Source organism: uncultured Sphingobacterium sp. (genome assembly GCF_964277905.1).
Lineage (GTDB): Bacteria > Bacteroidota > Bacteroidia > Sphingobacteriales > Sphingobacteriaceae > Sphingobacterium > Sphingobacterium siyangense.
Window position 1 is genome coordinate 1 of the sequence record NZ_CAXYKD010000035.1, and the last position, 26,013, is coordinate 26,013.

General features: G+C 36.1%; 33 protein-coding genes. 11 read left to right on the forward strand and 22 right to left on the reverse strand.

Annotated features, from left to right (window positions below; all coding sequences use genetic code 11):
* The 17 genes from ACHWSC_RS15585 to ACHWSC_RS15665 all read right to left on the reverse strand — a co-directional run.
* Positions 1-811 (reverse strand): IS256 family transposase (locus ACHWSC_RS15585; RefSeq protein WP_394677338.1); only part of this gene is annotated, 811 nt, incomplete at its 3' end.
* Between the two features lie 194 nt (positions 812-1,005).
* Positions 1,006-1,935 (reverse strand): RES domain-containing protein, encoded by a 930-nt coding sequence (locus tag ACHWSC_RS15590; RefSeq protein ID WP_394677339.1) that lies wholly within the window; start codon positions 1,933-1,935, stop codon positions 1,006-1,008.
* Between the two features lie 177 nt (positions 1,936-2,112).
* Positions 2,113-3,108: a helix-turn-helix domain-containing protein gene (locus ACHWSC_RS15595; RefSeq protein WP_394677340.1), complete on the reverse strand. Its 996-nt coding sequence runs from the start codon at positions 3,106-3,108 to the stop codon at positions 2,113-2,115.
* Between the two features lie 11 nt (positions 3,109-3,119).
* Positions 3,120-3,515, reverse strand: coding sequence for a YbjQ family protein (locus ACHWSC_RS15600; RefSeq protein ID WP_394677341.1), 396 nt, complete (start codon positions 3,513-3,515; stop codon positions 3,120-3,122).
* A gap of 395 nt (positions 3,516-3,910) precedes the next feature.
* Positions 3,911-4,774: a restriction endonuclease gene (locus ACHWSC_RS15605; RefSeq protein WP_394677342.1), complete on the reverse strand. Its 864-nt coding sequence runs from the start codon at positions 4,772-4,774 to the stop codon at positions 3,911-3,913.
* Positions 4,775-4,884: 110 nt separating this feature from the next.
* Complete coding sequence (locus ACHWSC_RS15610) at positions 4,885-5,403, reverse strand: hypothetical protein (RefSeq protein ID WP_394677343.1); 519 nt, start codon at positions 5,401-5,403, stop codon at positions 4,885-4,887.
* A 101-nt stretch (positions 5,404-5,504) separates the two neighbouring features.
* On the reverse strand, positions 5,505-6,680 hold the full coding sequence (locus ACHWSC_RS15615; protein WP_394677344.1) for a PD-(D/E)XK nuclease family protein: 1,176 nt from the start codon (positions 6,678-6,680) through the stop codon (positions 5,505-5,507).
* A gap of 196 nt (positions 6,681-6,876) precedes the next feature.
* Positions 6,877-7,464 (reverse strand): hypothetical protein, encoded by a 588-nt coding sequence (locus tag ACHWSC_RS15620; protein ID WP_394677345.1) that lies wholly within the window; start codon positions 7,462-7,464, stop codon positions 6,877-6,879.
* A gap of 828 nt (positions 7,465-8,292) precedes the next feature.
* Entirely contained in the window at positions 8,293-8,853 is a 561-nt protein-coding gene (locus tag ACHWSC_RS15625) for a hypothetical protein (RefSeq protein ID WP_394677346.1), read from the reverse strand.
* Positions 8,853-9,224 (reverse strand): response regulator, encoded by a 372-nt coding sequence (locus ACHWSC_RS15630; protein WP_120333768.1) that lies wholly within the window; start codon positions 9,222-9,224, stop codon positions 8,853-8,855. Before ACHWSC_RS15630 ends, ACHWSC_RS15625 begins: the two co-directional genes overlap by 1 nt.
* A gap of 95 nt (positions 9,225-9,319) precedes the next feature.
* Entirely contained in the window at positions 9,320-9,448 is a 129-nt protein-coding gene (locus tag ACHWSC_RS15635; protein WP_262707333.1) for a hypothetical protein, read from the reverse strand.
* Between the two features lie 355 nt (positions 9,449-9,803).
* Positions 9,804-9,926, reverse strand: a complete 123-nt coding sequence (locus tag ACHWSC_RS15640; RefSeq protein ID WP_262707334.1) for a hypothetical protein — start codon at positions 9,924-9,926, stop codon at positions 9,804-9,806.
* Between the two features lie 279 nt (positions 9,927-10,205).
* The gene (locus tag ACHWSC_RS15645; RefSeq protein WP_394677347.1) at positions 10,206-12,428 is read right to left on the reverse strand and encodes a glycosyltransferase; all 2,223 of its coding nucleotides are present in this window, start codon (positions 12,426-12,428) and stop codon (positions 10,206-10,208) included.
* A 146-nt stretch (positions 12,429-12,574) separates the two neighbouring features.
* Positions 12,575-13,237, reverse strand: a complete 663-nt coding sequence (locus ACHWSC_RS15650) for a YbjQ family protein (protein WP_394677473.1) — start codon at positions 13,235-13,237, stop codon at positions 12,575-12,577.
* A 617-nt stretch (positions 13,238-13,854) separates the two neighbouring features.
* Positions 13,855-14,871: a hypothetical protein gene (locus ACHWSC_RS15655; RefSeq protein WP_394677348.1), complete on the reverse strand. Its 1,017-nt coding sequence runs from the start codon at positions 14,869-14,871 to the stop codon at positions 13,855-13,857.
* Complete coding sequence (locus ACHWSC_RS15660) at positions 14,861-15,148, reverse strand: hypothetical protein (protein ID WP_394677349.1); 288 nt, start codon at positions 15,146-15,148, stop codon at positions 14,861-14,863. Before ACHWSC_RS15660 ends, ACHWSC_RS15655 begins: the two co-directional genes overlap by 11 nt.
* Before the next feature lie 125 nt (positions 15,149-15,273).
* Complete coding sequence (locus ACHWSC_RS15665; protein WP_394677350.1) at positions 15,274-15,858, reverse strand: hypothetical protein; 585 nt, start codon at positions 15,856-15,858, stop codon at positions 15,274-15,276.
* Between the two features lie 701 nt (positions 15,859-16,559).
* Here ACHWSC_RS15665 and ACHWSC_RS15670 point away from each other — a divergent pair.
* Entirely contained in the window at positions 16,560-16,982 is a 423-nt protein-coding gene (locus ACHWSC_RS15670; protein ID WP_394677351.1) for a hypothetical protein, read from the forward strand.
* Between the two features lie 99 nt (positions 16,983-17,081).
* On the opposite strand, the gene ACHWSC_RS15675 is transcribed toward ACHWSC_RS15670, so the two are convergent.
* The 5 genes from ACHWSC_RS15675 to ACHWSC_RS15695 form a co-directional block, all read right to left on the reverse strand.
* On the reverse strand, positions 17,082-17,480 hold the full coding sequence (locus tag ACHWSC_RS15675) for a YbjQ family protein (RefSeq protein ID WP_394677352.1): 399 nt from the start codon (positions 17,478-17,480) through the stop codon (positions 17,082-17,084).
* Between the two features lie 275 nt (positions 17,481-17,755).
* Complete coding sequence (locus ACHWSC_RS15680; RefSeq protein ID WP_343566602.1) at positions 17,756-18,163, reverse strand: hypothetical protein; 408 nt, start codon at positions 18,161-18,163, stop codon at positions 17,756-17,758.
* A gap of 258 nt (positions 18,164-18,421) precedes the next feature.
* Complete coding sequence (locus tag ACHWSC_RS15685; RefSeq protein ID WP_394677353.1) at positions 18,422-18,616, reverse strand: hypothetical protein; 195 nt, start codon at positions 18,614-18,616, stop codon at positions 18,422-18,424.
* Positions 18,617-18,660: 44 nt separating this feature from the next.
* Positions 18,661-19,191, reverse strand: coding sequence for a hypothetical protein (locus ACHWSC_RS15690; RefSeq protein WP_394677354.1), 531 nt, complete (start codon positions 19,189-19,191; stop codon positions 18,661-18,663).
* A gap of 47 nt (positions 19,192-19,238) precedes the next feature.
* The gene (locus ACHWSC_RS15695; protein ID WP_394677355.1) at positions 19,239-19,445 is read right to left on the reverse strand and encodes a hypothetical protein; all 207 of its coding nucleotides are present in this window, start codon (positions 19,443-19,445) and stop codon (positions 19,239-19,241) included.
* Positions 19,446-19,796: 351 nt separating this feature from the next.
* Between ACHWSC_RS15695 and ACHWSC_RS15700 the strand changes: the two genes are divergently transcribed.
* From ACHWSC_RS15700 to ACHWSC_RS15745, 10 genes are all read left to right on the forward strand, one after another.
* A complete protein-coding gene (locus ACHWSC_RS15700) occupies positions 19,797-20,324 on the forward strand; it encodes a hypothetical protein (protein ID WP_394677356.1) in 528 nt (175 codons plus the stop codon).
* A gap of 523 nt (positions 20,325-20,847) precedes the next feature.
* A complete protein-coding gene (locus tag ACHWSC_RS15705) occupies positions 20,848-21,426 on the forward strand; it encodes a zeta toxin family protein (protein WP_394677357.1) in 579 nt (192 codons plus the stop codon).
* Positions 21,416-21,598, forward strand: coding sequence for a hypothetical protein (locus tag ACHWSC_RS15710; RefSeq protein ID WP_028069684.1), 183 nt, complete (start codon positions 21,416-21,418; stop codon positions 21,596-21,598). The genes ACHWSC_RS15705 and ACHWSC_RS15710 overlap by 11 nt, the downstream gene beginning before the upstream one ends.
* Before the next feature lie 685 nt (positions 21,599-22,283).
* On the forward strand, positions 22,284-22,652 hold the full coding sequence (locus tag ACHWSC_RS15715) for a hypothetical protein (protein WP_394677358.1): 369 nt from the start codon (positions 22,284-22,286) through the stop codon (positions 22,650-22,652).
* 174 nt (positions 22,653-22,826) lie between these two features.
* Entirely contained in the window at positions 22,827-23,504 is a 678-nt protein-coding gene (locus ACHWSC_RS15720; protein ID WP_394677359.1) for a hypothetical protein, read from the forward strand.
* 35 nt (positions 23,505-23,539) lie between these two features.
* Positions 23,540-24,085 (forward strand): NIF family HAD-type phosphatase, encoded by a 546-nt coding sequence (locus ACHWSC_RS15725; RefSeq protein ID WP_394677360.1) that lies wholly within the window; start codon positions 23,540-23,542, stop codon positions 24,083-24,085.
* Between the two features lie 51 nt (positions 24,086-24,136).
* The gene (locus ACHWSC_RS15730) at positions 24,137-24,670 is read left to right on the forward strand and encodes a hypothetical protein (protein ID WP_394677361.1); all 534 of its coding nucleotides are present in this window, start codon (positions 24,137-24,139) and stop codon (positions 24,668-24,670) included.
* A 39-nt stretch (positions 24,671-24,709) separates the two neighbouring features.
* The gene (locus ACHWSC_RS15735; RefSeq protein WP_394677362.1) at positions 24,710-25,051 is read left to right on the forward strand and encodes a hypothetical protein; all 342 of its coding nucleotides are present in this window, start codon (positions 24,710-24,712) and stop codon (positions 25,049-25,051) included.
* A gap of 2 nt (positions 25,052-25,053) precedes the next feature.
* Positions 25,054-25,800 carry a metallophosphoesterase gene (locus tag ACHWSC_RS15740; RefSeq protein ID WP_394677363.1) on the forward strand — a complete coding sequence of 249 codons (747 nt, stop codon included), beginning with the start codon at positions 25,054-25,056 and terminating at the stop codon, positions 25,798-25,800.
* Between the two features lie 19 nt (positions 25,801-25,819).
* Positions 25,820-25,984: a hypothetical protein gene (locus ACHWSC_RS15745; RefSeq protein WP_394677364.1), complete on the forward strand. Its 165-nt coding sequence runs from the start codon at positions 25,820-25,822 to the stop codon at positions 25,982-25,984.
* The last annotated feature ends 29 nt before the right edge of the window (positions 25,985-26,013 follow it).

The window sequence follows — 26,013 nt, forward strand, 5'->3', positions numbered from 1 at the left end:
AGACTGGCTTTAAATCCTCCATAACAAGCTTTTTATCTTTCTCAGTTACATAGCGCATACTTGTTCTGATTTGGTGAACAATACACAACTGGATCTTTGTTTTTGGAAAAATAGCTTCTATGGCCTCGGGAAACCCTTTTAGACCATCAATACAAGCTATAAGGATGTCTTCAACACCACGTTGCTTTAGATCCGTAAGAACTGAAAGCCAGAACTTAGCTCCCTCATTTTCTGAGCTATAAAGACCGATCAGATCTTTTCTACCATCCATGCCAACTCCCAGTATGTTATAAATAGCTCTTGATTCAACAGTTCCATTCTGGCGAACTTTAATGTGCATGCAATCCAGGAAAACAAAGGGATAAACAGCTTCAAGAGGCCTGCTACGCCACTCATTTACCGCTGGAAGTACACTTTCGGTAATACGTGATATTTCTGTGGCAGAGATCTCCATTGCATACATTTCGCGGATAAACTCACTTATCGCCCGTGTGCTCATTCCTTTGGCATACATGCTCAATACGTGTCCCTCAAGCTGTTCAGTAATGATTAATTGTCTTTTAGGTACTACTTTCGGCTCAAACGTGCCGGATCTATCACGACCTGTTTCCAGTTCAAATGTCCCAGTATTAAGGCCTCGGACAGTCTTTTTTGTGTTACCATTTCGCCGGTTACTATTGCCCGACGCTTTCTCTTCGTTCAAATGGTTTTCCAGTTCTCCATCCATCATTGATTCCAACAGATGCTTCATTAACGGCGCTAGGACGCCATCGTTGGGAGACAAACTTTTACCTTCGTAAAGACCTTGCATGGCTTCTCCCTTGAAGCGTTCAAAGTCGAATGGGTCTTTTTCTTTCATGACCGTGTCGTTTGAATAATTGAATATAAATAATCTTATTGAATTATTCCTCTGACACAGTTTACGTTACAGTCTCAAGTGTTCATATATTCATTATTCTTGAAATTCTTTATTCATAACCCAAGATTAGTTTAAAACATAGAATATCATAGGTCTGATAAATTTTGATGAGAGAAAAAGATATTCTTGACTTCCTCAGGTGCAGGCTCCATTTTATACCATTCTAGACTATTTGTGTTACTATCAACCAAACCTGTCCGGGCCAAATTGTCTAGAAAGACTTTTTTACCTCTAATCCTTACATGAGTAATAAAAGCTTCTTCGAATTGCAAATGTTCGTCAACTGTCTGCGGCAGCAGTGCAACATTACTTCCCTCATAATCAGTTCTAACACTTGGATAAATAATTCCATGTACACGACCTGTTTTAAAGATACTTTCTGCGTATGCAGCACTAATTTTATAATCAGCATCTGTTGTTATTTTCGGCTTAGCAAATTCCTCAGAGTAAAATTCTAAAATCGAAATAAGTATTTGCACATTCTCTTCTGGCATATTTTCACGAAAAAGTTTTAAATGAAACTGATATGCTTTTTCAATTTCAGGAGTATTAGCAATTCTATCTCTTTTGAATACCATTTCTGAAAGGTGCATATTTTTAATAATTTGCCATCTACTAATAGTTATTAAGATATCTTTATCCACCATTCCTTTTTCTTTGCCTCGAAGAACTTCTTCTGTTTCGGCAAGCGCCACTATTCTCGGAAGTTGAATAGGGCTACTAATAACAGCACCATAAAAAATAGAAGATCCTGGCGCGTTGGCTCTACCGAACGTCTTAATATTTTCAATATCAGTCCTATAGGATAGTTCATTTTTTGATGTAAAAATTTCATTTTTCCTATTTATCCTGACGCGTTCTATAAAATTCCCCGCCCTTACTTCGGTTACAACCACTGGTAGAAGAATTTCTCTATTTATAATATTGATAATCTCATTATAGGAAATAGCTCCTAAATCCATTTCTTTAAGTTTTTGCAAATTTCTTCTTATCTCATTAAGATCTATATTTTTCATAATAATGACTTCTCAATTCTTATACGCAATTTTCAACTGAAACACTTTTTTTAAGAATGGGATTAGATTTATTCTACAAAGATATTTTCCTTTACCCAAGATTGACGTTTACTCATGGTCGAAACGGCTTCATGCAACTTAAATGTGTAAAATATCTCATACCAGTACAAAGTTTGTTCAATGCCCTAAGATTTCCTGAAACTGAGTAAACATATCTATACCTTTTTCCATCTGTCTCTCATAGAAACTTCTACTTTCGTAATAATTTTTCCCTATATATCTTTCAAAATTAAAGGTGCCAATTTCTATTTCTGTAAGATCAATATTATAAGAGCTTGATTTCGATGGAGCCAGATCTCCACCCCAAATCAATCCAACTGTAAATTTATTATCCATAGCGGCCAAGTCATTAATATTTAGCTTTAAAGAAAACTGTCTCCTCAACGGTTTCCCAAAATGTAGTTGCTCAAACAAACTACTATCAAATCTTGAAGAATCATCTCTAAATAGTCCGCCACTATTAATTACATTGTACCTAAGATTTTTTTCAGAAATTAATGGAGAAAGATTGAATATCAATGTATCAAAATTCAAAATGTAGTACTTTCCATTATATGATATGTTATTAAAGCGAATCCCTCCTACTACATTTGGAAATTTCACTGATTTAAATAACGCGTCAACCAAATAGTGAGGAGCTGGTTTCGACTGCCCATCTAGTCTTATATAATACGAATTGTTCCATTGATGAGGCTTGTTTTCACTTTCAGCTACTTCAATTATATAGATACATTCGGTTTCAGAAAGATTGATTGGCTTAATTGAAATACCTGTAGGCATATAAGATACCTTTTGAATAATCTTATTAATCAACAGATCCTTGTCAGCTTTAAAGCAAGGGGTTAAATCGCCTTGACAAATTAATTTGCCATTGTTTTTTTTCATTTGCGGCGCGCCCCAAATTATTACCCCTCCAGTCGAATTGAGAAACGATGAGGCTACTTTAGTGATACTTGATTCCAGCACATCCATAAATTCTTTTTTTGCTATTTGACCGCTTTTAAATTCTAGATTATCAGTTTCTTCCCGATCTTCCACAAAATACTCTCTGATATCCTCAATAACTAATTCAAGGAGAGGCTTTCCGAAAATTTCATTACATAAATTGTTCATAAACTCTATTTTTAATACTCGATCTGTTGGATCAGTTCACCATCAAGTACGCCATCCCGTTTTTCTATAAATGCGCGAATCGTGCCCTTAAGGTGTACCGATGTTCCCACGGCCGTAATCATAAACATCTGGTTCCCCTTTTCTGAGATTTCGTCAATATCTACACTAAGCCCAATAATAGCATCCGCACGAATTGCCTGTGCACGTTGCTTGAGCGTTTCGGTAACACGCTTGTACATTTCCTGCATCTTCTTCTCATAGCTGGTAGAGCGACCTCCAAAGAAATCGACATAGCTCGCCCCTATATCGCTAAAGACAGTGGTGCCGATAACAACATTGGCAGCTATTGGATCATTATAGCGTGAAATCTCCCTCCCTTCGATGGAATTGGTCGTGGTTACTATCATGGCATTATACTTTTCAATCGGGCAAGGTTAATACCCAAGCCTAATATACATTATTTATGCTGAATTAATATGTTTACAGATATTAACTTTCAAGATTATTACAAACTGTAAGGCTAAGGTAATGGTTTGAAAGTAGGTTTGGTTACGGGAAACCGTAGCTGATTTATTCGACCCTGTTAATAAGACAATAAAATAAAAAAAGCCCCCCTTATAACCGTTAAGGGAGGCAATTTTGGCTAGATGTCCGCTTGGGCTAGATGTTAACCGGCTTTGGGCATTCATCTACTGTAAAGATCGTAAGATTAGATGAGATAATTGTTGTTCATTTCTTATAAAATGTTGTTCAAAAATTCCATTCAAATTATAATTCAATTCCAAGAGGCTATTTCACTTCATCAAATATTATTGTCGTTCTCACGAACACTCCAGATCAACCCACTCTTCGATAATGATAACCGTCTTTTATCAAAAAGTTCTTCCATGATCACCCACACCTGATCCGTCAATGTAAAATATTTTTTGGTGCTTAGATCATCTATAGTTAGAAATCCGGTAACAGAAAACTTTTTGACAGCTAGTACTCCATTTTCAACATCCAGGAATAATTTTCTATCCGTTGAATAATCAAGCGTAACATTCTTTAAAACCTCTCTCCTTTTGGTAAGCTCAGAAGCAAATTTTAGCATATACGGTTTTAAGTTAACTTCTCTTCCAGAAGCATCACGAAGTGTAAATAAATAGGCCGCACCTATCAAAGGATCAAAATGAACAATTTTATCTCCAAAAGTTATACTGGTTATATTAGCACGAGAGCGTGTGATGTTTAAACGAATATCCAAGGTTCCAAACTCTATGTCTTTTTTGTAATCCGTATCACTTTCTCCGGCTTCCCAAAGCTTAACTAGCTTTATACCTTTGTGTTCAGCATACTTTACGGTATCTTTAGTAAATCCTGATTTGCATACAATTATTCCTTTTTCTATACCCAAGTCAAGCATAGTTTCAGATAATTTCATAACAATATCCTTATTTGCTTTCTCTTTGCAGTATTTACATTCAATCGCAGTGCGAATGCTTTTCGAACCATTTAATTGCTCAGTCAAGACATCAATCTGATGCATTACACCGGATTTTCCTTTTAGCTTACATGCATTACCGTAACCTAAGACCTTGATACCATATTGCGCACCGAGGGATTCATATACGTATTTAGTAATGGCTTCATAGTCTTTCCAGTTTATTTCGGATGACTTAGACATAACTAGTTTTTAAGTTTCATTGATTATATAAAATGTAAAATTCATGTAATTGAATTAAATCGACATTGAAACCTATGCATTTTGTTCAGTCCAATAGCTAAATCATATTTTTATTTCCGATTTCTATTAATCCAACCATTGTATATTGCCAATTCTAACTCAGCTATAGAATCAAATGATTCTTTACTCATCCTAACTTTGGCAAATTCAATAAATCGTTTATAGGTTTCGACATTATCCAGTTCCGTCCATTTAAATAAGAATTTATATTTTAATGCCTGTTGAATCATTCGATCGACGGGAAAGTGAGGGGGTGGATATCGCAAATACCCCAATGTCCATAAATATTTAAGATAAAGGTTCAAGAGTTTTTGAGCGACACCGAAATTAATGTTCAGTCCAATATCGTCCTGACACCTCAGCGATAAAATATTTTGGATGTGCTGCTCATCTGAAACCACTTTATCATATTGATGAGCCAAATCTTCAATCTGTTTCCTCAATTCACGTTTTCGTTGATCTTTATTTGTATGGCCTTTATATACTTTTGCTCTCTGGAAAGATGCTTGTATGGTCATGATCCATACCTGATCAAGGTTAAATTGTTTTTGGATATCTTTTAAATTCATAAGTGGGGTATAATAACGCTTTCTTAGATTATTATTTGTCTTTAATAGATCCTAGCCTTTGACACGACAGGCATATATCCCATAACAACCTTTAATTACAATCAAATATTTTGAATCTTATAAAGCTGATCTATATCCTCTCGATTATTTAGGATGAGTCTTTCGACCAATAAAACTGTTCGCTTAGCGATCTGATATATCTCATCAAATCTTTGTTTTATATAGTCATCATCTTTATAACTATTAAAATCAAAATAAATACTAGTGATATTATACACTTTCCATGGTGTCATAGGATCTAAGCAAATCAAGCCATTCTTTGTAAATAATTGATGAATAAATTGATTCAATTCTTTATTAAAATCAGAAACACCTACAAGAAATACAATCCTTCTCTCTTCTTTTTCCATTGATATTTCGAATAAAAATGGTTCTTTTCCTTTCCATGCACGACTAGTAGTATTTTTGATAGGTTTCATGATCTTGGTAATAGGAGAAGTCGTAAATCTACTGAAACTATAATACTCAGACCCTCTTACGTAATTGGGAACATTTTGTTCTAGAAGCAGGTTAAACTGATGGGTGATATAATTGACGTCCGAATTGATATTTTCCTTTACAAAATCGAATACATCCTTGTATTGATTGTACAATTGCGCAGCAAGTAGGTTCTCAGGGTTTGTTTTCATTAAGGTAGCTTGAATTGCTTTTAAGTAATCTTCTATATATATTCTACTATGAACATTAATGTTAATTGTTTTATCTGTCAAAATATGATTCAAATGTTTGGCTATGGTAGCATAAGAATAGATCTTATACTCATTATTTGATATTGTTAATTTACCACCAGGCGTAAGAAAAACAAAAAACCGGTTTGAGATATGAAGAAAATGTTGATCGACATACTCTCGGTAATTTGTTAATTGATCAGAATGCTCACCACTATCAAACTTATTTTCGATAGCGACGATCAAATCATCAAATTGAATAAATAGATCAATATTATTAATAGACTCTCGCTTTATCCATTTGAAAGCACCGCGTTTAGAAAGCACTTCTTTTGGGATAAGATCTCCTAAAACTTTATCTAGAAATAGAGTACCAAGACCATGCTTTTCATTTGGGTTCAACAGCCAGGCAATAAAATTAGAATGTCGTATCTCATATCTATCTAATTTTAAAATTTGGAAAATATTCGGCCGCTGCAACAATGCTTTTAATTTTTGAAAATGTTCATCTTTTTCCAATTCCAGTAACTTTTCTGTAATTGTATGCATAAAAAATATCTAGGGTTAGTTTATAGCTTTATTTTTTCTCTTTCTCCGCCAGACGCTTATACCAGCTGTTATCGCATTCATAGGCTTTGTTACTTTCTTCGCAATGAGTAAAGAAAGTTTATTAAAAAATATATATTTCCATTATCCAAAAGCATACTGGAACTGAAAAGAAACGCAAATTTCAATCAACATAAATTTAAAACATAAATGCGTCTTCAATGTAAAGGAGCAAATTGTTAATTGTAGATGAATATGTTTCTTCCAATGCCTTCCGAGAGCTCTTATAGCCCCACAAATTGTCTTTTGATGAAACATTTGAAAACTCTCTTGTTTCCTTTTTATTCGATTTTATTATTGTACATGTAAGTGCTGTAATTGCATTCCATTTTCCTTTTGGAAAGATAAAAGAATTGATATTCCCTCCAACCATTCCAACTCCAGCTGAAATTTCCGTTCCAAATCCAGCGCCGTAAGATGATAGATTAATTATTATATTAAATTTACCCTCTTTTGGTGTGAGTTTATCATTAATCAAAACATTCGGAAATGCTCTTTTTACATCAGATATTATTGCTGATAAAATTTGTTTTGAATCTGTATCTGATTTGAGTTTTTCAGGGTTTACCCTCCTATCTTTTATAATTAAAAATACCGTGTCATTAGTAGATACATCATTACGAACAGCAAAATTCACTGCTGGTGGCTTCCATTCATAAAGTTTCTGAGACAATACATTTCCTATTGTAAATGTAAATGCAATAAAAAATAAAAATACTCTTATCATTTTAAAAGTGTTAGCCATATACTATTGGTAGATAAATATTTAGACAAAATTACTAGATTGCGATATCCTTAGTTTTAATAAAATCAGCTATCGGATCATTATAGCGTGAAATCTCCTTCCCTTCGATGGAATTGGTCATGGTTACTATCATGGCATTATACTTTTCAATCGGGTAAGGTTAATACCCAAGCCTAATATACATTATTTATGCTGAATTAATATGTTTACAGATATTAACTTTCAAGATTATTACAAACTGTAAGGCTAAGGTATAGGTTTGAAAGTAGGATTGGTTACGGGAAACCGTAGCTGATTTATTCAACGGTTTTACTAAGACAATAAAATAAACAAAAAGCCCCCCTTATAATCGTTAAGGGAGGCAATTTTGGCTAGATGTCCGCTTGGGCTAGATGTTAACCGGCTTTGGGCATTCATCTAATGTAAAGATCGTGAGATTAGTTGAGATAATTGTTGTTCATTTCTTATAAAATGTTGTTCAAAAATTCCATTCTAATTATAATTCAATTCCAAGAGGCTATTTCACTTCATCATATATTATTATCTGTCTTACGAAAATTCCAGATCAACCCACTCTTCGACAATGACAACCGTCTTTTATCAAAAAGCTTATCTATTATAACCCACACCTGATCTGTCAACGTAAAATATTTTTTGGTGCTTAAATCATCTATAGTTAGAAATCCGGTAACAGAACACTTTTTGACAGCTAGTACTCTATGCTCAACAGCTAGAAATAATTTTTTTTAAAACCAAACAGGATTCGCCCCTCCCAGACTCAAGGTTTTTTTATTCCTTTTATATCCTTTTTCATCGAATATCGTCCTTTATCCACTTTAATTCCCCACGTTGGATCAGGACTATATACTTTTGCACGTGATCATCGGTCAATAAGCCATTGTCTTCAAGGTGGTAATTGAACTGCTTAGTGAAGGTGTCATACTGAATACTTCCTACATAAGCATTATTGAGATAAATATGCCAAAGGCTGTATTTCTTGGCCCGAACTTCCACTACTTGGCGTTTTCCATGATGATAAAACAACTCAGGCACATCCGTATCAAAGCGAAGTATAAGGGCGTCAATGCACGCTTCCTTGATGTCATCGGCGAGTACACCGAATGCCAATTGCCACACTCCCTGAGATCGAGATTTATATCTTGCTTCCGAACTGGTTTTGACAGCTCTTCTTCGAGTTTTAGTAAATAAGATCGACCAACATAAACTTTTCAATATCAAATCCACGATCTGAAATTCAAATGGCCTGTAATCTTCAAGATTTTTTAATGAAATGATCTGCAATGGAGCCCTTAATGTAAAACGTCCAATGCTAATGGACTGCCGGCAAGCTCTATTGTGACGATTGGGCATTACGATTCACTTTCATAAACAAATCTTCGTATGTAGTTTTCCAGATCGGTAAGTTCAAAAGGTTTTGCTAAAAAACCTTCGGCCCCACATTCCAAAGAGATTCTTCTTCCGTCGATATGACCTGACATCATAATCACGGGCAGCTTATCATATTTAGCTGAACTCTTGAGATCACGCAGTATCATGTCACCATTCCGTGCATGCATATGAATATCCAAAAAGAGTATATCTGCATCTATAGTATCCAACACTTCCGTCAGGACTAAACTGTTTGCTACAGATATAACAATCGTATCCTGATTCTCTAACACCAAGGAAAATACATTTAGTATTTCTTTATCATCATCGCACACTACTATTGTCTTTTTCATCTTACGTTTTTAAGAAATATTTTTTCATCACTCATCACTTATTAAAAAATGGATCTTAGGCATAAGATCCACCTTCCTTGATTGTTGATTGGCCATTAATAAGCTTTTGCATTGAGATGGTTCTCTGCTAGGGAAGTTAAATCAGATGTGTCGTCTGTCGATTGCTTTTTCATCGAGCCATTTTCAGAGTTTTCACTTGTGGTACTCTTAGTTGTTGTTGCCATGTTCAGTAAGTTTATCGCCCTAAAGCTTTTTAAAATTGAACGTCCATCGAACAGATTTGGTTCTACTTCAAACGTCATTACCTATACTTCACGTGTATATTCAGACGAAGACGTATAAAAACATCGCTTTGTGGTGAAACTCATTTTGTTGTCAAAACAATGGGTGTAGCATCTTTAAATTTGATCATGTCAATAAACTTTAATATAATTGTTTAGTATAGAGGGACGTTAATCAAATTCAGCTTTGCAAATTAAAAAAGCGAGCAAAAGCCTGGTCTAATAATCCAGACTGTATACCCGCTTCAAAATAATCTGCCTTGTGCAAGTGCAAAAAATAAGCTACCTTCTCGATTGCCTATTTCTTTTTTTTACGGAAAACATTTTCCGTTACCTCTTTAGAGGAGCCATCTTTTTCCTTTTGATAAGAAGATTGTGCTTTCTCTTTGGTGCTTTTTTCCTTTTTAATGTCTTTACTCATGATGTATGGATTTTATAAAGTGATGGTCCTTTTACTTTCAATAGCTATGATTGATCGGAAGGAATAATATTAAGCTGAATCGTATTTGCTCTTCGAAGTACGCAAGCTGCTAATTGTTGAACTGAAAATTTCCGAAAGGTATATATCGTGGAGAATTTAAAGATAAAACAAGTGTATTTATCATATTGGATCTACTGAATGGGTTAAGATGAATAGTAGATCGCAGTAATAAATATACGCATAATAATTGACAAACAGGCATCACGTTTTTTAAAGACACTAACGAACAGGTTCATTCTTATAATCCTCCATCTTAAGCCGGGCCATTAAATAACTTATAGTGGATTCTGCGCCTTGATTGATGTTGATCGTGTGCTCTTCCAGACCGTCAAAACATCCACCGGTAACAGGATTATAAACAATCTGCCGAATATGATTCCGTCCCAAAAACCATTCAAATACGATTCGTATATTTCTCTTATACTGCTCATCTCTTGTGAACTTATAAAACCTATCTAGCGCAATAATGGTATAGGCAACGTCAATGGGCTGCTCCCCGCCCCTAGTTTTGGTTGCCGGCTGGCCCCGTTGTGACCATCCTTTGTTGGAAATCACGTGAACCTCATTGTCAACAATAATCTTGCTCAACAAGAAATCAAAAGATTGATAAGCGATGTCGCTATATCTGCTATCTCCGGTGGCCTCATAGGCAATCAACATGGCTTCGGGAATTACACTATTGCCATAGGTCATATATGATTCATACCATTGCCAATCTGCGGTGCTCTCATGTTCAAACATGGCTGCCAATCGATCGGCAAGTACTTGGATTATAGCTTTATAATTTTTGCCCTTCATAAAACTCAGTCCCTTAATCGTGAAGGCCATCGATCTTGTCGAAAAATACACTAAAGCATGTTTGGAGGCTCGCGCCATAAGTTCTATTGCAAGCTTAACTATTCTTTCCGGCAAAAGATTGGCCATGCCCACCACTTCGCCTAGAGCCCAGACTGCTCGACCGTTGGCATCTTCAAGATTCTCCTGCTGGTTTTGTATCGTGAAATTACCGTAGATATCTACATAATTCAGAAACGTGCCGTCCTCTTGCATACAATGACCTATAAAATCCAGATATTTCTGTATCAGACCAAGGTCTTCGTAGGTTTCGTACAATCTATAGTGATGTAACATGGCTATGAGCGCTCTTGCATTGTCATCCAAAGCATAACCGCTTGAAAGGTCCGGCGTGGAAATATCAGCAAATTGAACAAATCCACGCTCATCGGACATCCGAAAAATATGGTCCAGATTGATCGGTGGAATGGAGTAGATCATTTTCCCTTTTTTATCTATAAGAAGCTCAAAAAGATATACATGAGCTATAGCAACGTTTTGCCAGGAAGTCTTGACCATCTTCTCAAGGTTAACATGATGAATCTTCCTTAATTGAAGTTCATCATCCAAAATATGATTGACAGCAGCTGCGAGCTGATCAGAAGCTTGAAAATCTATTATGGTGCCCATATCTTCCTTTAAAACCTCTTTCACATGAGGGATTGGCGTAGAGATGATGGGGCATCCGGAGCTAAGCGCATAAGAAAACGTACCGCTAACGGCCTGTAGCGGATCTTTTGACGTAAAAAGGTACACATCGGTTATAGATAGATAGGCTAATAAGTCTTCCGTGGAAAGAAATTCATTAATAAAACGCACATGAGCTGAAATACCGAATTCATCAACTATTGCCTCAAGCTCGTTTCTATACGACTCTCCTCCAATTCGCAGCAGGTTGGGGTGTGTCATTCCTAAAACAAGGAATATCACATTTGGGTTTTGTTCGATAATAGATGGAAGTGCATAAAGTGTGGTTTCTATACTCTTGCTTGGCCCCAGCAAACCAAATGTACTGAGGACTTTCTTGCCCACTAGGTTAAAATACTCAAGAATGGCATGTTTATCCTTAGCCGGGGCTAAATGGGTGCCGTGCGCAATTACAGTTATTTTACTGGTAGGAATTTTGTAATTATGAATAAGGATATCGGCAGATCCCTGGGTCATCACGATGATTTGCGAGCAATGATAAGCAATGGCAGATACATGTTCGAGCATAGTGCGATCAGGTGCTGGTAACACTGTATGGAAAGTGACAACAGTAGCAAGTTGTGCTACATTGAGATCCGAAAGAAATGATATGAATTTAGCCTCCTGACCAAGGAAGAGACCAAACTCATGTTCGACACAAATTAATTTAATATCCAGATCACACAGGATATTTTGAAGGATATTATCGAATGAAAGCGGATTTAAAATATCTAGCTTCCCCAATGGGCCATCATCTTGCGATGTATTATTATCTACAATCGGTATGGGAATTAGCCGGTACGACTCTTCAAATTTACTCGCGATAGCATTTATCAGATCTGTTGTATAGGTTGCAATACCGCAGGCGCGTGGAGGAAAAGTGGAAAGGAACGCAACTCCTTTTTTTGTCTTTGAAATCATGTTGGATTTTTTAAGTGAAGTCCTTGCATACGATCTTCTTGTATCTTTGACAAGGTGCTACACGTAGGGAGGTTTATAAATGTACGAAAATAAAATGAGAGAAATGCTAACTGGAATGTTATATCTGAAAAACTATTAATGATATGTTAAACTCTGAATATCAACACCTTTTTATCCGTATTTGTCAAATTGCCTTCTAACGAAGCGTTATAAAGAATAGCAACGGCTTGCTCATTCGGTAAGTAATCAAAATAACGGAATAGCATTTCCAGTTTATCTTTTGGAGTTTGTTCTATACCATAATCCTCATTCATTGCTTTGAACACAAGTGGCACAAATTCCCTAAGGCCTGATGTAGCGATGAATTCAGCTGTATCTTTATTGATAGATTCTACCGACTTATAATTTTCTAGGATAATATCTGCTCGGACCTTTTGCTGAATCAATTCGCCATCCAATAGATCATCCTGCTTCTCCATTGGAACACGAGCAACCTCTTTAAGATGTACTGGTGTCCCCACGACAGTAATCATAAACATCTGGCTCCCTTTTCCTGAAATTTCGTCGATATCTACACTAAGCCCAATAATAGCATCAGCACGAATTGCCTGCGCACGCTGCTTGAGCGTTTCGGTAACACGCTTGTACATTTCCTGCATCTTCTTCTCATAGCTGGTAGAGCGACCGCCAAAGAAATCAACATAGCTCGCTCCTATATCGCTAAAGACAGTGGTGCCGATGACTACATTGGCAGCTATTGGAATATTGGAATTGGTCGTGGTTACTATCTTGGCATTATACTTTTCAATCGGGCAAGGTTAATACCCAAGCCTAATATACATTATTTATGCTGAATTAATATGTTTACAGATATTAACTTTCAAGATTATTACAAACTGTAAGGCTAAGGTATTGGTTTGAAAGTAGGATTGGTTACGGGAAACCGTAGCGCCGTACCGTATGTTAAAAATGATTCTGATGAAGGTCACTTTAGGTTGCAATTAAAGCTATTCATTAGGCATTATTGCTTTCAAAGAAAACTATAGCTATATTCGGGACCACCTTATTAAAGACAGGCAACCAGAAAAGTAATTTGATAGAAGTTTTTCATTTCATTTATAAATATGTGATATGGCTGACAAGGTCGTAATATTACTTCTAACTATTATTTGCCTTTACTACTTTTTTAAAACTAAATTATTATTCAATTATGAACCCGAGCTTACAAGGCTTTTCACCAAAAAACTGGTTAAATATTCCAACTGAAAAAGGCATAGATAGAAGCCTCTATAATTATGAAATAGATTCCTGAGAATGCTAAAAATATTTTAAAGCTAGAGAACCTTTGGCATTAGAATATTTGCTCAAGCTCCTGGACACGGACAAATAACAAAAGCCTAGACCAAAAATCTAGGCTTTTGTTATTTTAGTCAAGTCGTGGATCTCTTTCGTTTACGAATTTAATTGTTTTTAAAATGTAATTGCTTGAAGTCCCGCAGCTGCCAACAGCTTGAGCAGAAATAGTGATATTTTCAGACCATCCCATTGGAACGCTACCTGTTGTAGACAATTTAATAGATGTTGCAGAAAGTTTAGTCCAAGTTACATTAGGATTGTATGTTACTGACCAATTATAATCCGTATTACCATTTAATGCCAAGGTATAAGTTTGCGATTCCCCTAATTGAAGTACCGCATTTCCGCTAATTGAACCTTTTGCTACAATACCAATTTCAATATCTTTATCAAATGTTTTACCATTAGATGTCGATCTCAACTTAACAAGACCATTTGCTGTACCTATTCTAGTTATTTTCCACTGGTTATTTCCAAGTGAAGATAAAGTTGCAATACCTGAAGCATTCTCAAGTGTTATGGTACCTGGATTTGTGACACTAAATGTGCCCTCATTACATATTTGGGATGGCCCCGTGAAAGTTGCCTCTGGAAGTGTACTATTATTAAGCACAAAATTTGTGGAACCACCATTATACCAATCTGTCCATCCGTTATTATTATCAGGATGCGGGTATCCTTCTTTATAATATCTCCATTTCGCTAGAACTTCAATTTTAGGATTTGTTGTAGTCACAGTGTTTGCTGGTATTGTAAAATCTTTCACAATAAAATTTGAAAAAGTTGGCAATGACCAATCTGCACTCGAAAATGTAATAGGATCTAAGATATTTACCTCTTGGTTATTTTTGTAGTAAAATAACTTTACTTCACCTTTAACTGGTAAACTTCCCCAAGGATTCTGAACTGGCTTACTCAGCATGACTGAAACACGCATTGTTGTGGGGGCGCCATAATTTAACAAAACTTCATTATTTACCACCTGCACATAACTATATGACACTGATTCTAATCTGACCATCTGGGAAAATCCAAATTTGCAGATTATGAGAAGTAAAACTGATAATATTAAATTCTTATTTTTCATGTTTTCCAGTTTTAGCATATCTCAAATCAGGTCCAAACTTATCCATATCCATAGAAAAATTGAGATAGTCTATGTTTAGGGTATGGGTCTTAGGATTGTAGTAAATACTGTCTTTAGGTATGTTCAGTATTTTCGATGTTGTAGAGTAAACAAAATCCTTTCCGAATTCTTCTCCATCAATTAAAATAGTCTCTTCTTTAGGTTTAACAGACTCTTCTTTCTTACACGCGCCAAAGCCTAGCCCTAGCAGCGCTATAAACATTAAATATCTTTTCACTTGGTAATATAATTAGCTGATAAGGTAAGTAAAATTGAGAGGAGAGTGTAGTTGATCGGGTAGTTCTACACAAAAGTGTGGGGAAGAAAAGAAAAAGCCTAGACTAATAGCCTAGACTTAACAGTTTAATTTATATAATATCCTAAAGCAGCCCAAGAAGGCGGCAATATTGAATTACCATTGTTGGCATAATTGAACAAAATATCCCATCCCAACGAAGGAATAAGTGAAAAATTAGCTTGGCTATAAAAATGATTAATTAAATTGTTGTTGAAAACATAGCTTAAATATGAATTCATTGCTTGCTCTGGTGTTTCACCAACAGTATTAACGTTTCTAATAACGCTCAAAGCTACAGCAAATTGATATTCGAATTCAACGATCTGCTGGGATGGTGAATTTATTGAACTGATCGAAGACACGTCCAATATCTGATTGAAAGTGTAATGAACTGGTCCGTCATCGTGAGGTTCTGGGTCACCCTCTGGTGTTCCTTGTTCTTGTCCTCCTCCTGCGCCATTTCCAGCGCCACCCCCGGTACCCGGAACTTTCGAAATACAACTTTGATAATTGCTTGATGCAGATGTGTTTCCAGAGTGTGCGTCAGACAAAAAATTAGCAATACATCCTTTAATGGAATTACTTTGTGCATTTGCACTGTTGGATTGCGCAAATAGAAATAGCGCAAACAAGATTAAAATTTTTCGCATAATTTGTTATTAGGTAATATATATTTAACTGAATATATAAAAAATATTTCAAATTATTGATTTTTGTTAAAACTATTTTAACTCTCATCCGCAGTAAGCGCAGCGCCCCGAATACTTTAATCGGAGTGTTGTGCTTTGCCGTTTGGTTAATGAAAGTTTTTAAATAAAAGTTTAGTTCAAAGTAATAACTCTGATAAGGATAAAGAAATCAACAAATTGGAAACTGAACTTAATGATGCTAAAAGAGAAATTGATGAAATAAAAAAAGAGATAGTTTTATTAAAAAAGTGAACAAAAAGCATCCCCCTTTTTAATCGCTAAGTGAGGCAATGTTGGCTACATGCTTTGTCGCCGAATTCTAACCGGCTTGGAGCATTCCTCTCTTATAAAGAGAGGTAGATTATTTGAGATAATAGTTATTAATTTTATCCAAAAACTTGCTAAAATTCGAACTTCTATATTTTTTTATGAAGGAATAAGATTTGTATTGCAAATGCTGGCTATTTAGTCATAGACAGTGAAGAAAATAAAAATATTGGGCTATTCTATTTTTCGGATTCCGCTCTAGAAACCAAAAGAGGAATAAAAATATCTCATTTATTAAAGTATGGAAGTAAATTTTTTATTTTTTTTAATTTTTATAATTAAATATTAACATGCAAATTAAACCATACTAACTTTTTAATATAAACAATATGAATATGAAAAAAATTCTAATCACTTTAAGTTTGATGTTATTCTGCTTAATGTCATTTGGTCAGAGAGTTATTGTTGATAATTCTGAACCGGTTCCTGATAATCCAGATGTCTATGCGCAGGATAAAGATGCTTATGACATGGGGTATAGATTAGGTAAGATGTATGCTATAAAGATTGATTTAGACAATTACAAATGGGCGTGTAATAGTACTGCTGAGTCAAGAAATCAATACCCGTCCGAACAAGCTTTTTATGAAAATAAATTATTGGGTATCGTAGCAGGATGGATGGATAATAGAGTTCCAATTTCAAATACAACTTACATGGATGTAAAGAGTATAATGAGACAGTCTCATACATTTAAATGGGTTGTTACTGTGGATAATATCTATGGGATTAGAGTGGCGAAATATTGGCTTCCTTAATTGGAATATTACTTTAAGATCGAGTCTGGTAACTCGGCCTTTTTTTCCTCCCATCCTGGCGCATCTAAAAATATTAGACATAAACAACAAGTAAATCAATTAGTAACGTAAATTGGAAAAGTCCAATTCCAGCTGTCGGAAAAATGGGTACTTATAATGTACTTGTGTACCCACTGCAGTAATAATAAATAGCTGGCTCCCCTTTCCTGAGATTGCGTCGATATCTACACTAAGCCCAATAATAGCATCAGCCCGATTTGCCTGTCCACGTTTCTTGAGCATTTCGGGAACGCGCTTGTACATTTCCTGCATCTTCTTCTCATAGCTGGTAGAGCGACCACCAAAGAAATCGACATAGCTCGCGCCTATATCGCTAAAGACAGTGGTGCCGGTGACAACATTGGCAGCTGTTGGATCATTATAGCGTGAAATCTCCCTCCCTTCGATGGAATTGGTCGTGGTATGCTGAATTAATTGTTTACAGATATTAACTTTCAAGATTATTACAAACTGTAAGGCTAAGGTATTAGTTTGAAAGTAGGATTGGTTACGGGAAACCGTAGCTGATTTATTCGACCCTGTTAATAAGACAATAAAATAAAAAAAGCCCCCTTATAACCGTTAAGGGAGTCAATTTTGGCTAGATGTTCGCTTTACAATCCCGCTAGAAATCGAACGATAAACTACATTGCTGGAGAGTTTCATTGACTGGCATATACTGGAACAACTTATCCCTCTTGGACTGATTCCTTTCACGAGCAAGGTTAATGATGCTACATGTGGCGGAATTCAGGAACGACTGTTTCTATCCATTCCTCTCCCATGTATTCTACAACTTCATTATAATTGTCCTCTTTCGGCGAGACCATTGTAAAATTTTGGTGCCAGGTCCCTTCCAAATCCATATGCTGATAAATATAAAATACATCGCTATTTGAAAGCTTGACGAAGTAACTTGTCAATTCATCTTCTTTAATTTCTGTAATGTGCAATGAATCTTTTTCAAGTTCTTTATAAATTAGTTTATTCCAACTTCTCCATCCATCAAATTCAGGAGCATCTGTATATATAAAATTCGTCGAATCGAACAGCAGGTATAAACCATCCAAATCAAACACAACCTTAAGCCCATAATTTCCTTCTTCAAAAGTGTAATAGATATTTTTCAGATTTCTTGTCATATTATTTATTTTCTAATTCGACACGGCAATGTTGGCTAAATGCTCACTTTGTCGTCTAATTTAAACCAGCGTTGGGCATTCATCTATTGTAAAGATCGTTTGATTATTTGAGACAACGGTTGTTCATTTTATTGAACAACCTGCTAAAACTCGAGCTTCTATTCTTTTTTTCAAAAAAAAGAATAACATTTGTACTGCGAATACTGGAAATAATTGGTCAATCCACCAAAGCAGGATACATTGAAAACTACATGAAGATTAATTATCCTTCGCACCATTTTCATAATGATAATGCTCTTGATTTGCCGAAGTAAATTGTTGGATAAAACGGGGTTCCATTTGAGCTTGTTTTTTCACATTGAAAAAATCATTAAATAATGCCCAGTCGTACAGGCCTTCATCAATTGGATATACTATTAAAACTCCACTTGAAAAACCGCCCTCCTTCTCCATGAAAAACCCAAATTGTATCTAACATATTGCTTATTTTTTTAAAATTACCCTGGAAATCTTGTATGCAGGACAGTCCGACCTGGACTCTTTTCTATCTGCTCAAAATCATCTATTTTTCTACAATTATTGAAAATAACCATTTCGATGTGCTCACATTCGTTTACGTCCTTGACAGATTGTAAATTTCTGCCGTAGTCGATACGTAATGTTCTTAGATTTTTGAGCTTCTCGATACCTTCCAAACTTTGCACATTAGTATGATGGACCAATATTTCTTCCACATTGGGAAAAGCATCCACAATCGATTCTATAGATTTACCTGTAGGGTTGAAATACCATAATGTAATATGCTTTACCGAATTACTGTGATTTTCGAATTTAATACCCTTATTAAAATCCAAAATATGGACTTCTTCAAGCCTCGCAAATTTACTTAAATCGATGGTTCCCTTTGTCGATTTCCCATTGCAATAGAGTTGTCTTACCTCCAATACATTCTTAGGCAGCTCAATATCCAATAGGGATTCTGAAAAGCTAATTTTTTGAATCTTAAAATGCTGTAATTGCTCAAACAAAACAGTTTCAAGAGCTTTACCCTTATAACGATCTATTGTTAATGTTTTTAAATTTCTCTTATTGAAGGGCAACCTTCCATCATACAATGCAGGAAATACTCGTTATAGCCAGGAGGATCATCACGTCGCAGGTACTTTTCAAATTCGTGCCAATTTTCTGGTTTATAACGCTCCACGATAGCCATTACCTCTTCAAAGCTACTGATTGATAAATACTCTTCTCCTTTAAATTGACAAAGAAATAACTGGTGCATCTTTTACTATTTTATCGGCTCTAAACTTACCAAATTTCCATTGAAATAAATGTGATGGCCTAAATATTTCCGCCATTGATTTCTGTTGTAGAGCGACCACCAAATGCTATCGCCTTTTATAAAAAGAACGGCTTTGAACGAGCAGTTCAAACAGAGCCTATGTGGATCTATAAAGGTAATGATCACTGAGAGATAAGGTAGCCTGCCCAAATTCAGGCATTTGTAAAGACTGAAATGCAGGTTTATATCAATGCACAGCTTGGCGCGAATCTTGCGATAGAAGCCAATATGGTAGGAACTAACCCTGGAACTGGAGTGAAGAACTGGGATCCTAATTGTAAATAAATTCAGATGCGAAAAGAACAAATAACAGCGCAGTTAAAAGAGTATTATCCGGAGGGTCTTACCCTCGACGATATCATGGCTTATTCCGCTTCAGAAGCTTACAGTAACCGGAAACGATGTATTGAATCAGCCTGGTCAGACCGCGAGCAATGGGAACAATTAAAAAAGTCCCTTACCGACCTGTCTGCTGAAATCTGGGACTACTCCTTCTTAGGAGGAAGCCCTTCATATCACTTTTCCTTCCGCCTTGAGCAGAATGAAGACATTTTATACTCTTTATTTGTTAGTGTTATTTTACCCTATTTTGCGATCAGGATAATGAGCCTGTCCAATCGGGAAAAATCATTTAGCCCTGTAAGCGACACTGATATTCAGGTATTTGAAAATCTGAAAAAGAAAGTACAACATGTTTTCCCCAAGCATCTGATAATTAAAGATGATAGGTTGCTACAAACAAAGGTTGATATCTTCGAGGCAGATGGGGAAAACCCTCCATCAATACAGCACCTTTTATTCTCGACGATAGAAACATAGTTACAGCAATACTATTCCGCAGTATTTAGGAAGCCTTGAGATCCTCCCAGACTCAAGTTTTTTTTATTCCTTTTATATTTTTTTTCATCGAATATCGTCCTTTATCCACTTTAATTCCCCGCGTTTGATCAGGACCATATATTTTTGCACCTGATCATCGGTCAATAAAAGAATGGAATTTCTACTGTGACTTTTATTAAAAAAACAGCAGATAACATCGATTTGGCAAAATCTAGTAACTTTATAAAAGCCCGCAATATTTTATTTTCGCAGCATTGACCTTCGAGATATCGAATTCTTTGGAACAGGAAATAGAAAGTGTGACTACTTCCGCTTTGCGCCACTTTCCCTTTAGAAGAGAGCAAATAAGCGCCAAATAATCTTAAAAGGTAATTTCCGTCTACAAAAATCTTTCTTAAAAAGATTTGGAACAATAAATACAGAAGAACCACACCGAAATAACCAATTTAAAATAAGAAATTAAAATTCGATCAATTTTCCCTAATTTGACAAAAAAACGCATATGCCAAATATCTACATTATCTCTGGGTGCAATGGAGCCGGAAAAACAACCGCTAGTTACACCGTGTTACCGGAGATATTAGATTGCAGGGAATTTGTAAATGCCGACAACATAGCAGCAGGTATTTCTCCTTTCAACCCGCAAAGCGTAGCTGTATCAGCTGGACGAATTATGTTGGAGCGTATAGCGGAATTGATGAAGACTAGAGCTGATTTTGCATTTGAAACAACGCTTTCGACTCGAAGCTATAAAAATTTAGTAACCGATGCTCAAAAAATAGGCTATTTAGTCACTGTACTCTATTTTTGGCTCGACTCGCCTTCACTGGCCATTCAACGTGTGAAAAAAAGAGTAGAAAACGGGGGACACAATATTCCATCTGATGTGATAGAAAGACGATATCATCGTGGTTTAGAAAACCTGTTTAACATTTATATTCCGATATGTGATCGATGGCTGGTTTTTGATAACATGGATCTAATACCCGAAATAATTGCTCAAGGTGATAAATTTGGAGAATTCGTTTCAAATAGCGAAATTTGGTCAACACTAAAATCGAAATACCATAATGAACGATAAGGTAAATATTGAAAATATCAATCTTGCTGAACGAATTCGTTTAGGAGTGCAAAAGGCTTTACGAAAATTGGCAGAAGAAAGTGCTGCAAAGGGTGAGAGTTTGGTGGTAAAAGTTGATGGAAAAATACAAGAAGTACCTGCAAAGGAACTACTTATGAATTTACCAAAATAGTTTCTTCTGTAAACTATTTAACTAGGCCCCCGGCTATATGCCAAAAAATCTTTAATTCCTTAACGCGTATATTTATTATCTGGAGTTTCTCTTCTGTCTCTTGATTAAAATAGCCTTACCACTGCATATAAATCTCTGATATATCATACCGAGTGGTTTCATGCTTCACTGCTTTTAGATAGACCATCTATTCCTTGGCAAAAATTCCAGTCGGACTTTGACTTCGCCTGCATGTACCCCGAAATCTAAAGCGCTATTCCGTCCCTGTGGTAAATCGATAAAGTTTTCAATGCACCACCATGCTTCGTAATTTGGGGTAACTTTTGACCACACACGTCACATTCGAACTTTCTATCCTTTTTCATCGAATATCGTCCTTTATCCACTTTAATTCCCCACGTTGTATCAGGGCTATATACTTTTGCACGTGATCATAAGTCAATAAGCAATTGTATTCAAGGCTTTCTCAACTTCAAAAAATCTCAATTCCTTGTCAATAGCTAGTGGTATCTCCATAAAAATTCCGATAGCTTCAGATTCCTCATTTAATGGCGCATCCACTAAATTATAACAAGTGACTTGGCAAAACAGCTCCACTTTCGTATCTTCGATACAGCTACGACAAGTCGCCGCGCCAATTACCTACAAGCATAACACGACACATCAAGAAAACACAATTGCATTTATGACACCGACAGAAAAACTGACATCCATTTTGACAGAACAATATATTTCAGAAGATGACGACGAATATAAAGTAGAACTAAAAGAAGGTTTGACCAACCAACAGATTGACGAATTAGCCAAACGACTGCCGACAGGACAAATTCCGCCAGAGATAAGAGAATTGCTACAATTTGCAAGCGGTTTTGCATTATCACTTCCTGACAATTTTGTAATTGCAGACTTGAGAAACAAACAAATTCAGAGCGGATTTGCGTGGGGCAAATTCGGGCCGAACATTGACAAAGCAAAACGACACGAAACGGAATTAATGTGGGGAATTGAGAAGCCAATTAAAAAAGGATTTTTATCAAAACTATTTGGACGATAATGATAACAGAATAACACCTTTAATAAAATACATAATTGGATTAATTAGAAAATCTAGTCCCTGGAAACCGGGATTTCAAAATGGACGTGCTGTGAAATGTGGATACACCTCCCCCCTATCATTCAGTGATGGTGATTTAAAATTAGATAATTAAAGTGATAAAACTGACTGCAAATGACCGACAATATCGAACAATTTTTTAATGCATATCTGACCAGAGATGTAAGTTCTGTTTACACAGAAGATGTTCCAAAGGAAATGATGGCATCCGAGGTAAACGAAGATGGCTGGTACGAATGGAAGCTTATTCCTGGATCATTAAGTAATGATGATTACAAAAAAGTGGCTGCAGAATTTGGCACTTCGTTACCCGTTAGCTTTATTGAATGGCATAAGAGCTATTTCTTTGCCGACTGTGATTGTTCAATCGTCAGACTACCTCACTCCTTGCCTTCTCAACCGTTAGCTGAAATAACAGCTAATCTGGATTGGTACCTAGCTGAACAACTCATCCCACTTGGCCTGATCCCGTTTGCGAATGAAGGTAATGATACAGGGCCGCTGGTATTTGATACGAGAGGCTCCGTCGAAACAAATGATTATCCGATCAGAGTCTACGACCATGAATATGATGGTGATCTCGACGGACTGAGCGAAATTATCTTTTCGTCATTCAACAAGATGTTGGCATGCTTAACCCATTTTTTAAACGAAACTAATACAAGAAAAAATTTTGAAGTGATCGCTGACTTTTATACTATCGACCCAAACGGTGCTGGGTCTACGGGTCAATCATATTGGGAAAGCTGGATAGCAATGGGCCGGGCGAACTTTGAAGAATTTGGATATTAAAGTCAGAACACCGGAAATGAACCAGTATAAATAATATGAAGGAAACTCTTTTGGTATTGGATTTGGACGAAACATTGCTGTACGCTACAAAAGATAAACTGGAACAGCGGGAAGACTTTGTTGTAGGGCCTTATTATGTATATGTTCGTCCAAATTTAGACTATTTTTTATCAGAAATGGCTGGAGATTTTAAACTTGCGATTTGGAGCTCTGCGGATGATGCTTACGTGCATGAGCTCGTTGATAAAATAAAACCAGACGCTGTCGATTTTGAATTTATCTGGGGACGATCTCGCACAACAAAAAAACGGATCAGTGTGACTGATGAATATTATTACGTAAAAAGGTTATCCAAAGTAAAACGCAAAGGCTTCTTATTGGAAAGAACGCTTATAATAGACGACACCGCTGAAAAATCAATGCTGAACTATGGCAATGCAATCCAAATAGCTGAATTTACAGGGAACGCCAACGATGATGAGTTACTCCTATTGGCTTCTTACCTAAAACAATTAAAGAATGTACGGAATGTCAGACAAATCGACAAAAGATATTGGAGGAATCAAGATTTGCCGACATAGATGATTATAATAACGATCGGGGTTCATGAAGTAAAATCTAAAAACAGGAAAATGCAAATTATTAGAATAACCACGACTTCACTCTGCTGCATTTTGGCGGGCTTTATTTCTTCAGTTTTCATAAAATGGGATTGGTCATTTATTCTTATTCCGACATTAATATCATTAGCCGTATCATTAAGCAATCTTGATAGGATCAGCTTTCCCAAGAAATTGATAGGCATACTCCTACATTGGTTTTTGAGTATTGTTATCTTTATCATCACGATTGGCATCACTGTATTTATTCTTTCTCCGATGGGAATGCATGCGATGTATATTGGTTCGGCTTTAGCTGCCATACTATTTGCACTTATTACAAATATAAACTTGACTTTTCCAAAGTTCTGGCTGTCAATGGTGGTTATATTCGTATTGTCTTTATTAGTATGGCCGATAGCAGATTATATGCACGCCCATCCAACATTTAAATTCGCAGCATTAAATGGGCGTGAGAATATCATCACGATATGGTGCTCACTTGTTGGATTTGGAGTTGCGTTGGGTATACATCATAGGAAATACAATTCGGATGCCAACTCATGACTACAATAAATTGATTAATTTTAGAAAAAGTCATGGTATATGTCTGATTTCATAGCGCAGCTTCATTATAGAACAACACAAGAAGGCGGAAGAGAGACGCCTGCTTTCTCTAAATATAGACCACAGATCAAATTTGATTTTGATGAAATGCAAACATCAGGTGAACAAATATTTATCGATAAAGATATAGTGTATCCCGGAGAGGAAGTCAAAGCGGCGATTCGATTAGCGGCTGTCCTATATTTTAGAGGAAGACTTGCCGAAGGTATGTTATTTGAATTTCGAGAAGGCCCCCGTGTGATCGGTATAGGAAAGATCTTGCAAATATTGAATGATACATTGAAAACAGACGATGGCAGTACTATTGACAAAGATAATTAAAAATGAAAATTCATATCATTAGCGACCTACATAGAGAATTTGGATACAATGATATAAATCTACGGATAGCTGATGTTCTTGTTTTGGCCGGAGATACTGATCTAGGGGTGAAAGGGATCAGCTGGCTCAAATCACTTTCTTTGGATATACCGATCATCTATGTGCTGGGCAATCACGAGTATTATAAAGGAGCCTATCCGAAAACACTAATTAAGATCAAGGATGCTGCGAGCAATTCAAATATCCATGTGCTGGAAAATGAATCTTTGGAGGTAGACCACGTTTGTTTCCATGGCTGCACACTCTGGACTGATTTTTCCTTAAAGGGCAATCCAGCTGCATATGGATCGCTATGCCAAAGCCGTATGAATGATTATAAGAAGATCAGATTAGGTGACAATTATGCCAAATTAAGAAGCATCGATACTTTTAGAGTCCACCAAACTTCGAGGCAATGGCTGACGGAAAGTCTTCGTGTCAGTAAAGCGCAACATAACATCGTAGTGACGCATCATGCTCCAAGCATTCGATCCTTACCAATGAAGTATTTGGACGATCCGATCAGCGCTGCCTACGTCTCGGATATGGAAGACTTTATAATAAAGCATCAGCCCTCCTATTGGATCCATGGCCATATACATACTCCTGCAAATTATAAAATCGGTAATACTGAAATTATATGCAATCCACACGGCTATATCAATGAACCATATAATGGATTTAATAAGAATCTTGTCATAGAGATATGAACAAAAAATAAAAATGAGTATGGAACAAATCGAAGTCCTATGGCAGGGAAAAGTTAATAAATTTCCATATCGGATATATACATCCGCAACGAAAAACGACGTCGAAACGATGAAGGATTTTGAGGAACTAAGTCTTATGACACGTCATCACGACGGGTACATTTTGGTTACCTGGAAATGTTGACAAGGTAATCTTTATTCCTATAGATAATT

Coding starts and splice junctions, on each gene's coding strand:
- ACHWSC_RS15590 (WP_394677339.1), bottom strand. CDS start 1,935: ATGAAAAATATAGATCTTAATGAGATAAGAAGAAATTTGCAAAAACTT.
- ACHWSC_RS15595 (WP_394677340.1), bottom strand. CDS start 3,108: ATGAACAATTTATGTAATGAAATTTTCGGAAAGCCTCTCCTTGAATTA.
- ACHWSC_RS15600 (WP_394677341.1), bottom strand. CDS start 3,515: ATGATAGTAACCACGACCAATTCCATCGAAGGGAGGGAGATTTCACGC.
- ACHWSC_RS15605 (WP_394677342.1), bottom strand. CDS start 4,774: ATGTCTAAGTCATCCGAAATAAACTGGAAAGACTATGAAGCCATTACT.
- ACHWSC_RS15610 (WP_394677343.1), bottom strand. CDS start 5,403: ATGAATTTAAAAGATATCCAAAAACAATTTAACCTTGATCAGGTATGG.
- ACHWSC_RS15615 (WP_394677344.1), bottom strand. CDS start 6,680: ATGCATACAATTACAGAAAAGTTACTGGAATTGGAAAAAGATGAACAT.
- ACHWSC_RS15620 (WP_394677345.1), bottom strand. CDS start 7,464: ATGATAAGAGTATTTTTATTTTTTATTGCATTTACATTTACAATAGGA.
- ACHWSC_RS15625 (WP_394677346.1), bottom strand. CDS start 8,853: ATGCCCAATCGTCACAATAGAGCTTGCCGGCAGTCCATTAGCATTGGA.
- ACHWSC_RS15630 (WP_120333768.1), bottom strand. CDS start 9,224: ATGAAAAAGACAATAGTAGTGTGCGATGATGATAAAGAAATACTAAAT.
- ACHWSC_RS15635 (WP_262707333.1), bottom strand. CDS start 9,448: ATGGCAACAACAACTAAGAGTACCACAAGTGAAAACTCTGAAAATGGC.
- ACHWSC_RS15640 (WP_262707334.1), bottom strand. CDS start 9,926: ATGAGTAAAGACATTAAAAAGGAAAAAAGCACCAAAGAGAAAGCACAA.
- ACHWSC_RS15645 (WP_394677347.1), bottom strand. CDS start 12,428: ATGATTTCAAAGACAAAAAAAGGAGTTGCGTTCCTTTCCACTTTTCCT.
- ACHWSC_RS15655 (WP_394677348.1), bottom strand. CDS start 14,871: ATGAAAAATAAGAATTTAATATTATCAGTTTTACTTCTCATAATCTGC.
- ACHWSC_RS15665 (WP_394677350.1), bottom strand. CDS start 15,858: ATGCGAAAAATTTTAATCTTGTTTGCGCTATTTCTATTTGCGCAATCC.
- ACHWSC_RS15670 (WP_394677351.1), top strand. CDS start 16,560: ATGAAAAAAATTCTAATCACTTTAAGTTTGATGTTATTCTGCTTAATG.
- ACHWSC_RS15680 (WP_343566602.1), bottom strand. CDS start 18,163: ATGACAAGAAATCTGAAAAATATCTATTACACTTTTGAAGAAGGAAAT.
- ACHWSC_RS15685 (WP_394677353.1), bottom strand. CDS start 18,616: ATGGAGAAGGAGGGCGGTTTTTCAAGTGGAGTTTTAATAGTATATCCA.
- ACHWSC_RS15695 (WP_394677355.1), bottom strand. CDS start 19,445: ATGCACCAGTTATTTCTTTGTCAATTTAAAGGAGAAGAGTATTTATCA.
- ACHWSC_RS15700 (WP_394677356.1), top strand. CDS start 19,797: ATGCGAAAAGAACAAATAACAGCGCAGTTAAAAGAGTATTATCCGGAG.
- ACHWSC_RS15705 (WP_394677357.1), top strand. CDS start 20,848: ATGCCAAATATCTACATTATCTCTGGGTGCAATGGAGCCGGAAAAACA.
- ACHWSC_RS15710 (WP_028069684.1), top strand. CDS start 21,416: ATGAACGATAAGGTAAATATTGAAAATATCAATCTTGCTGAACGAATT.
- ACHWSC_RS15715 (WP_394677358.1), top strand. CDS start 22,284: ATGACACCGACAGAAAAACTGACATCCATTTTGACAGAACAATATATT.
- ACHWSC_RS15720 (WP_394677359.1), top strand. CDS start 22,827: ATGACCGACAATATCGAACAATTTTTTAATGCATATCTGACCAGAGAT.
- ACHWSC_RS15725 (WP_394677360.1), top strand. CDS start 23,540: ATGAAGGAAACTCTTTTGGTATTGGATTTGGACGAAACATTGCTGTAC.
- ACHWSC_RS15730 (WP_394677361.1), top strand. CDS start 24,137: ATGCAAATTATTAGAATAACCACGACTTCACTCTGCTGCATTTTGGCG.
- ACHWSC_RS15735 (WP_394677362.1), top strand. CDS start 24,710: ATGTCTGATTTCATAGCGCAGCTTCATTATAGAACAACACAAGAAGGC.
- ACHWSC_RS15740 (WP_394677363.1), top strand. CDS start 25,054: ATGAAAATTCATATCATTAGCGACCTACATAGAGAATTTGGATACAAT.
- ACHWSC_RS15745 (WP_394677364.1), top strand. CDS start 25,820: ATGGAACAAATCGAAGTCCTATGGCAGGGAAAAGTTAATAAATTTCCA.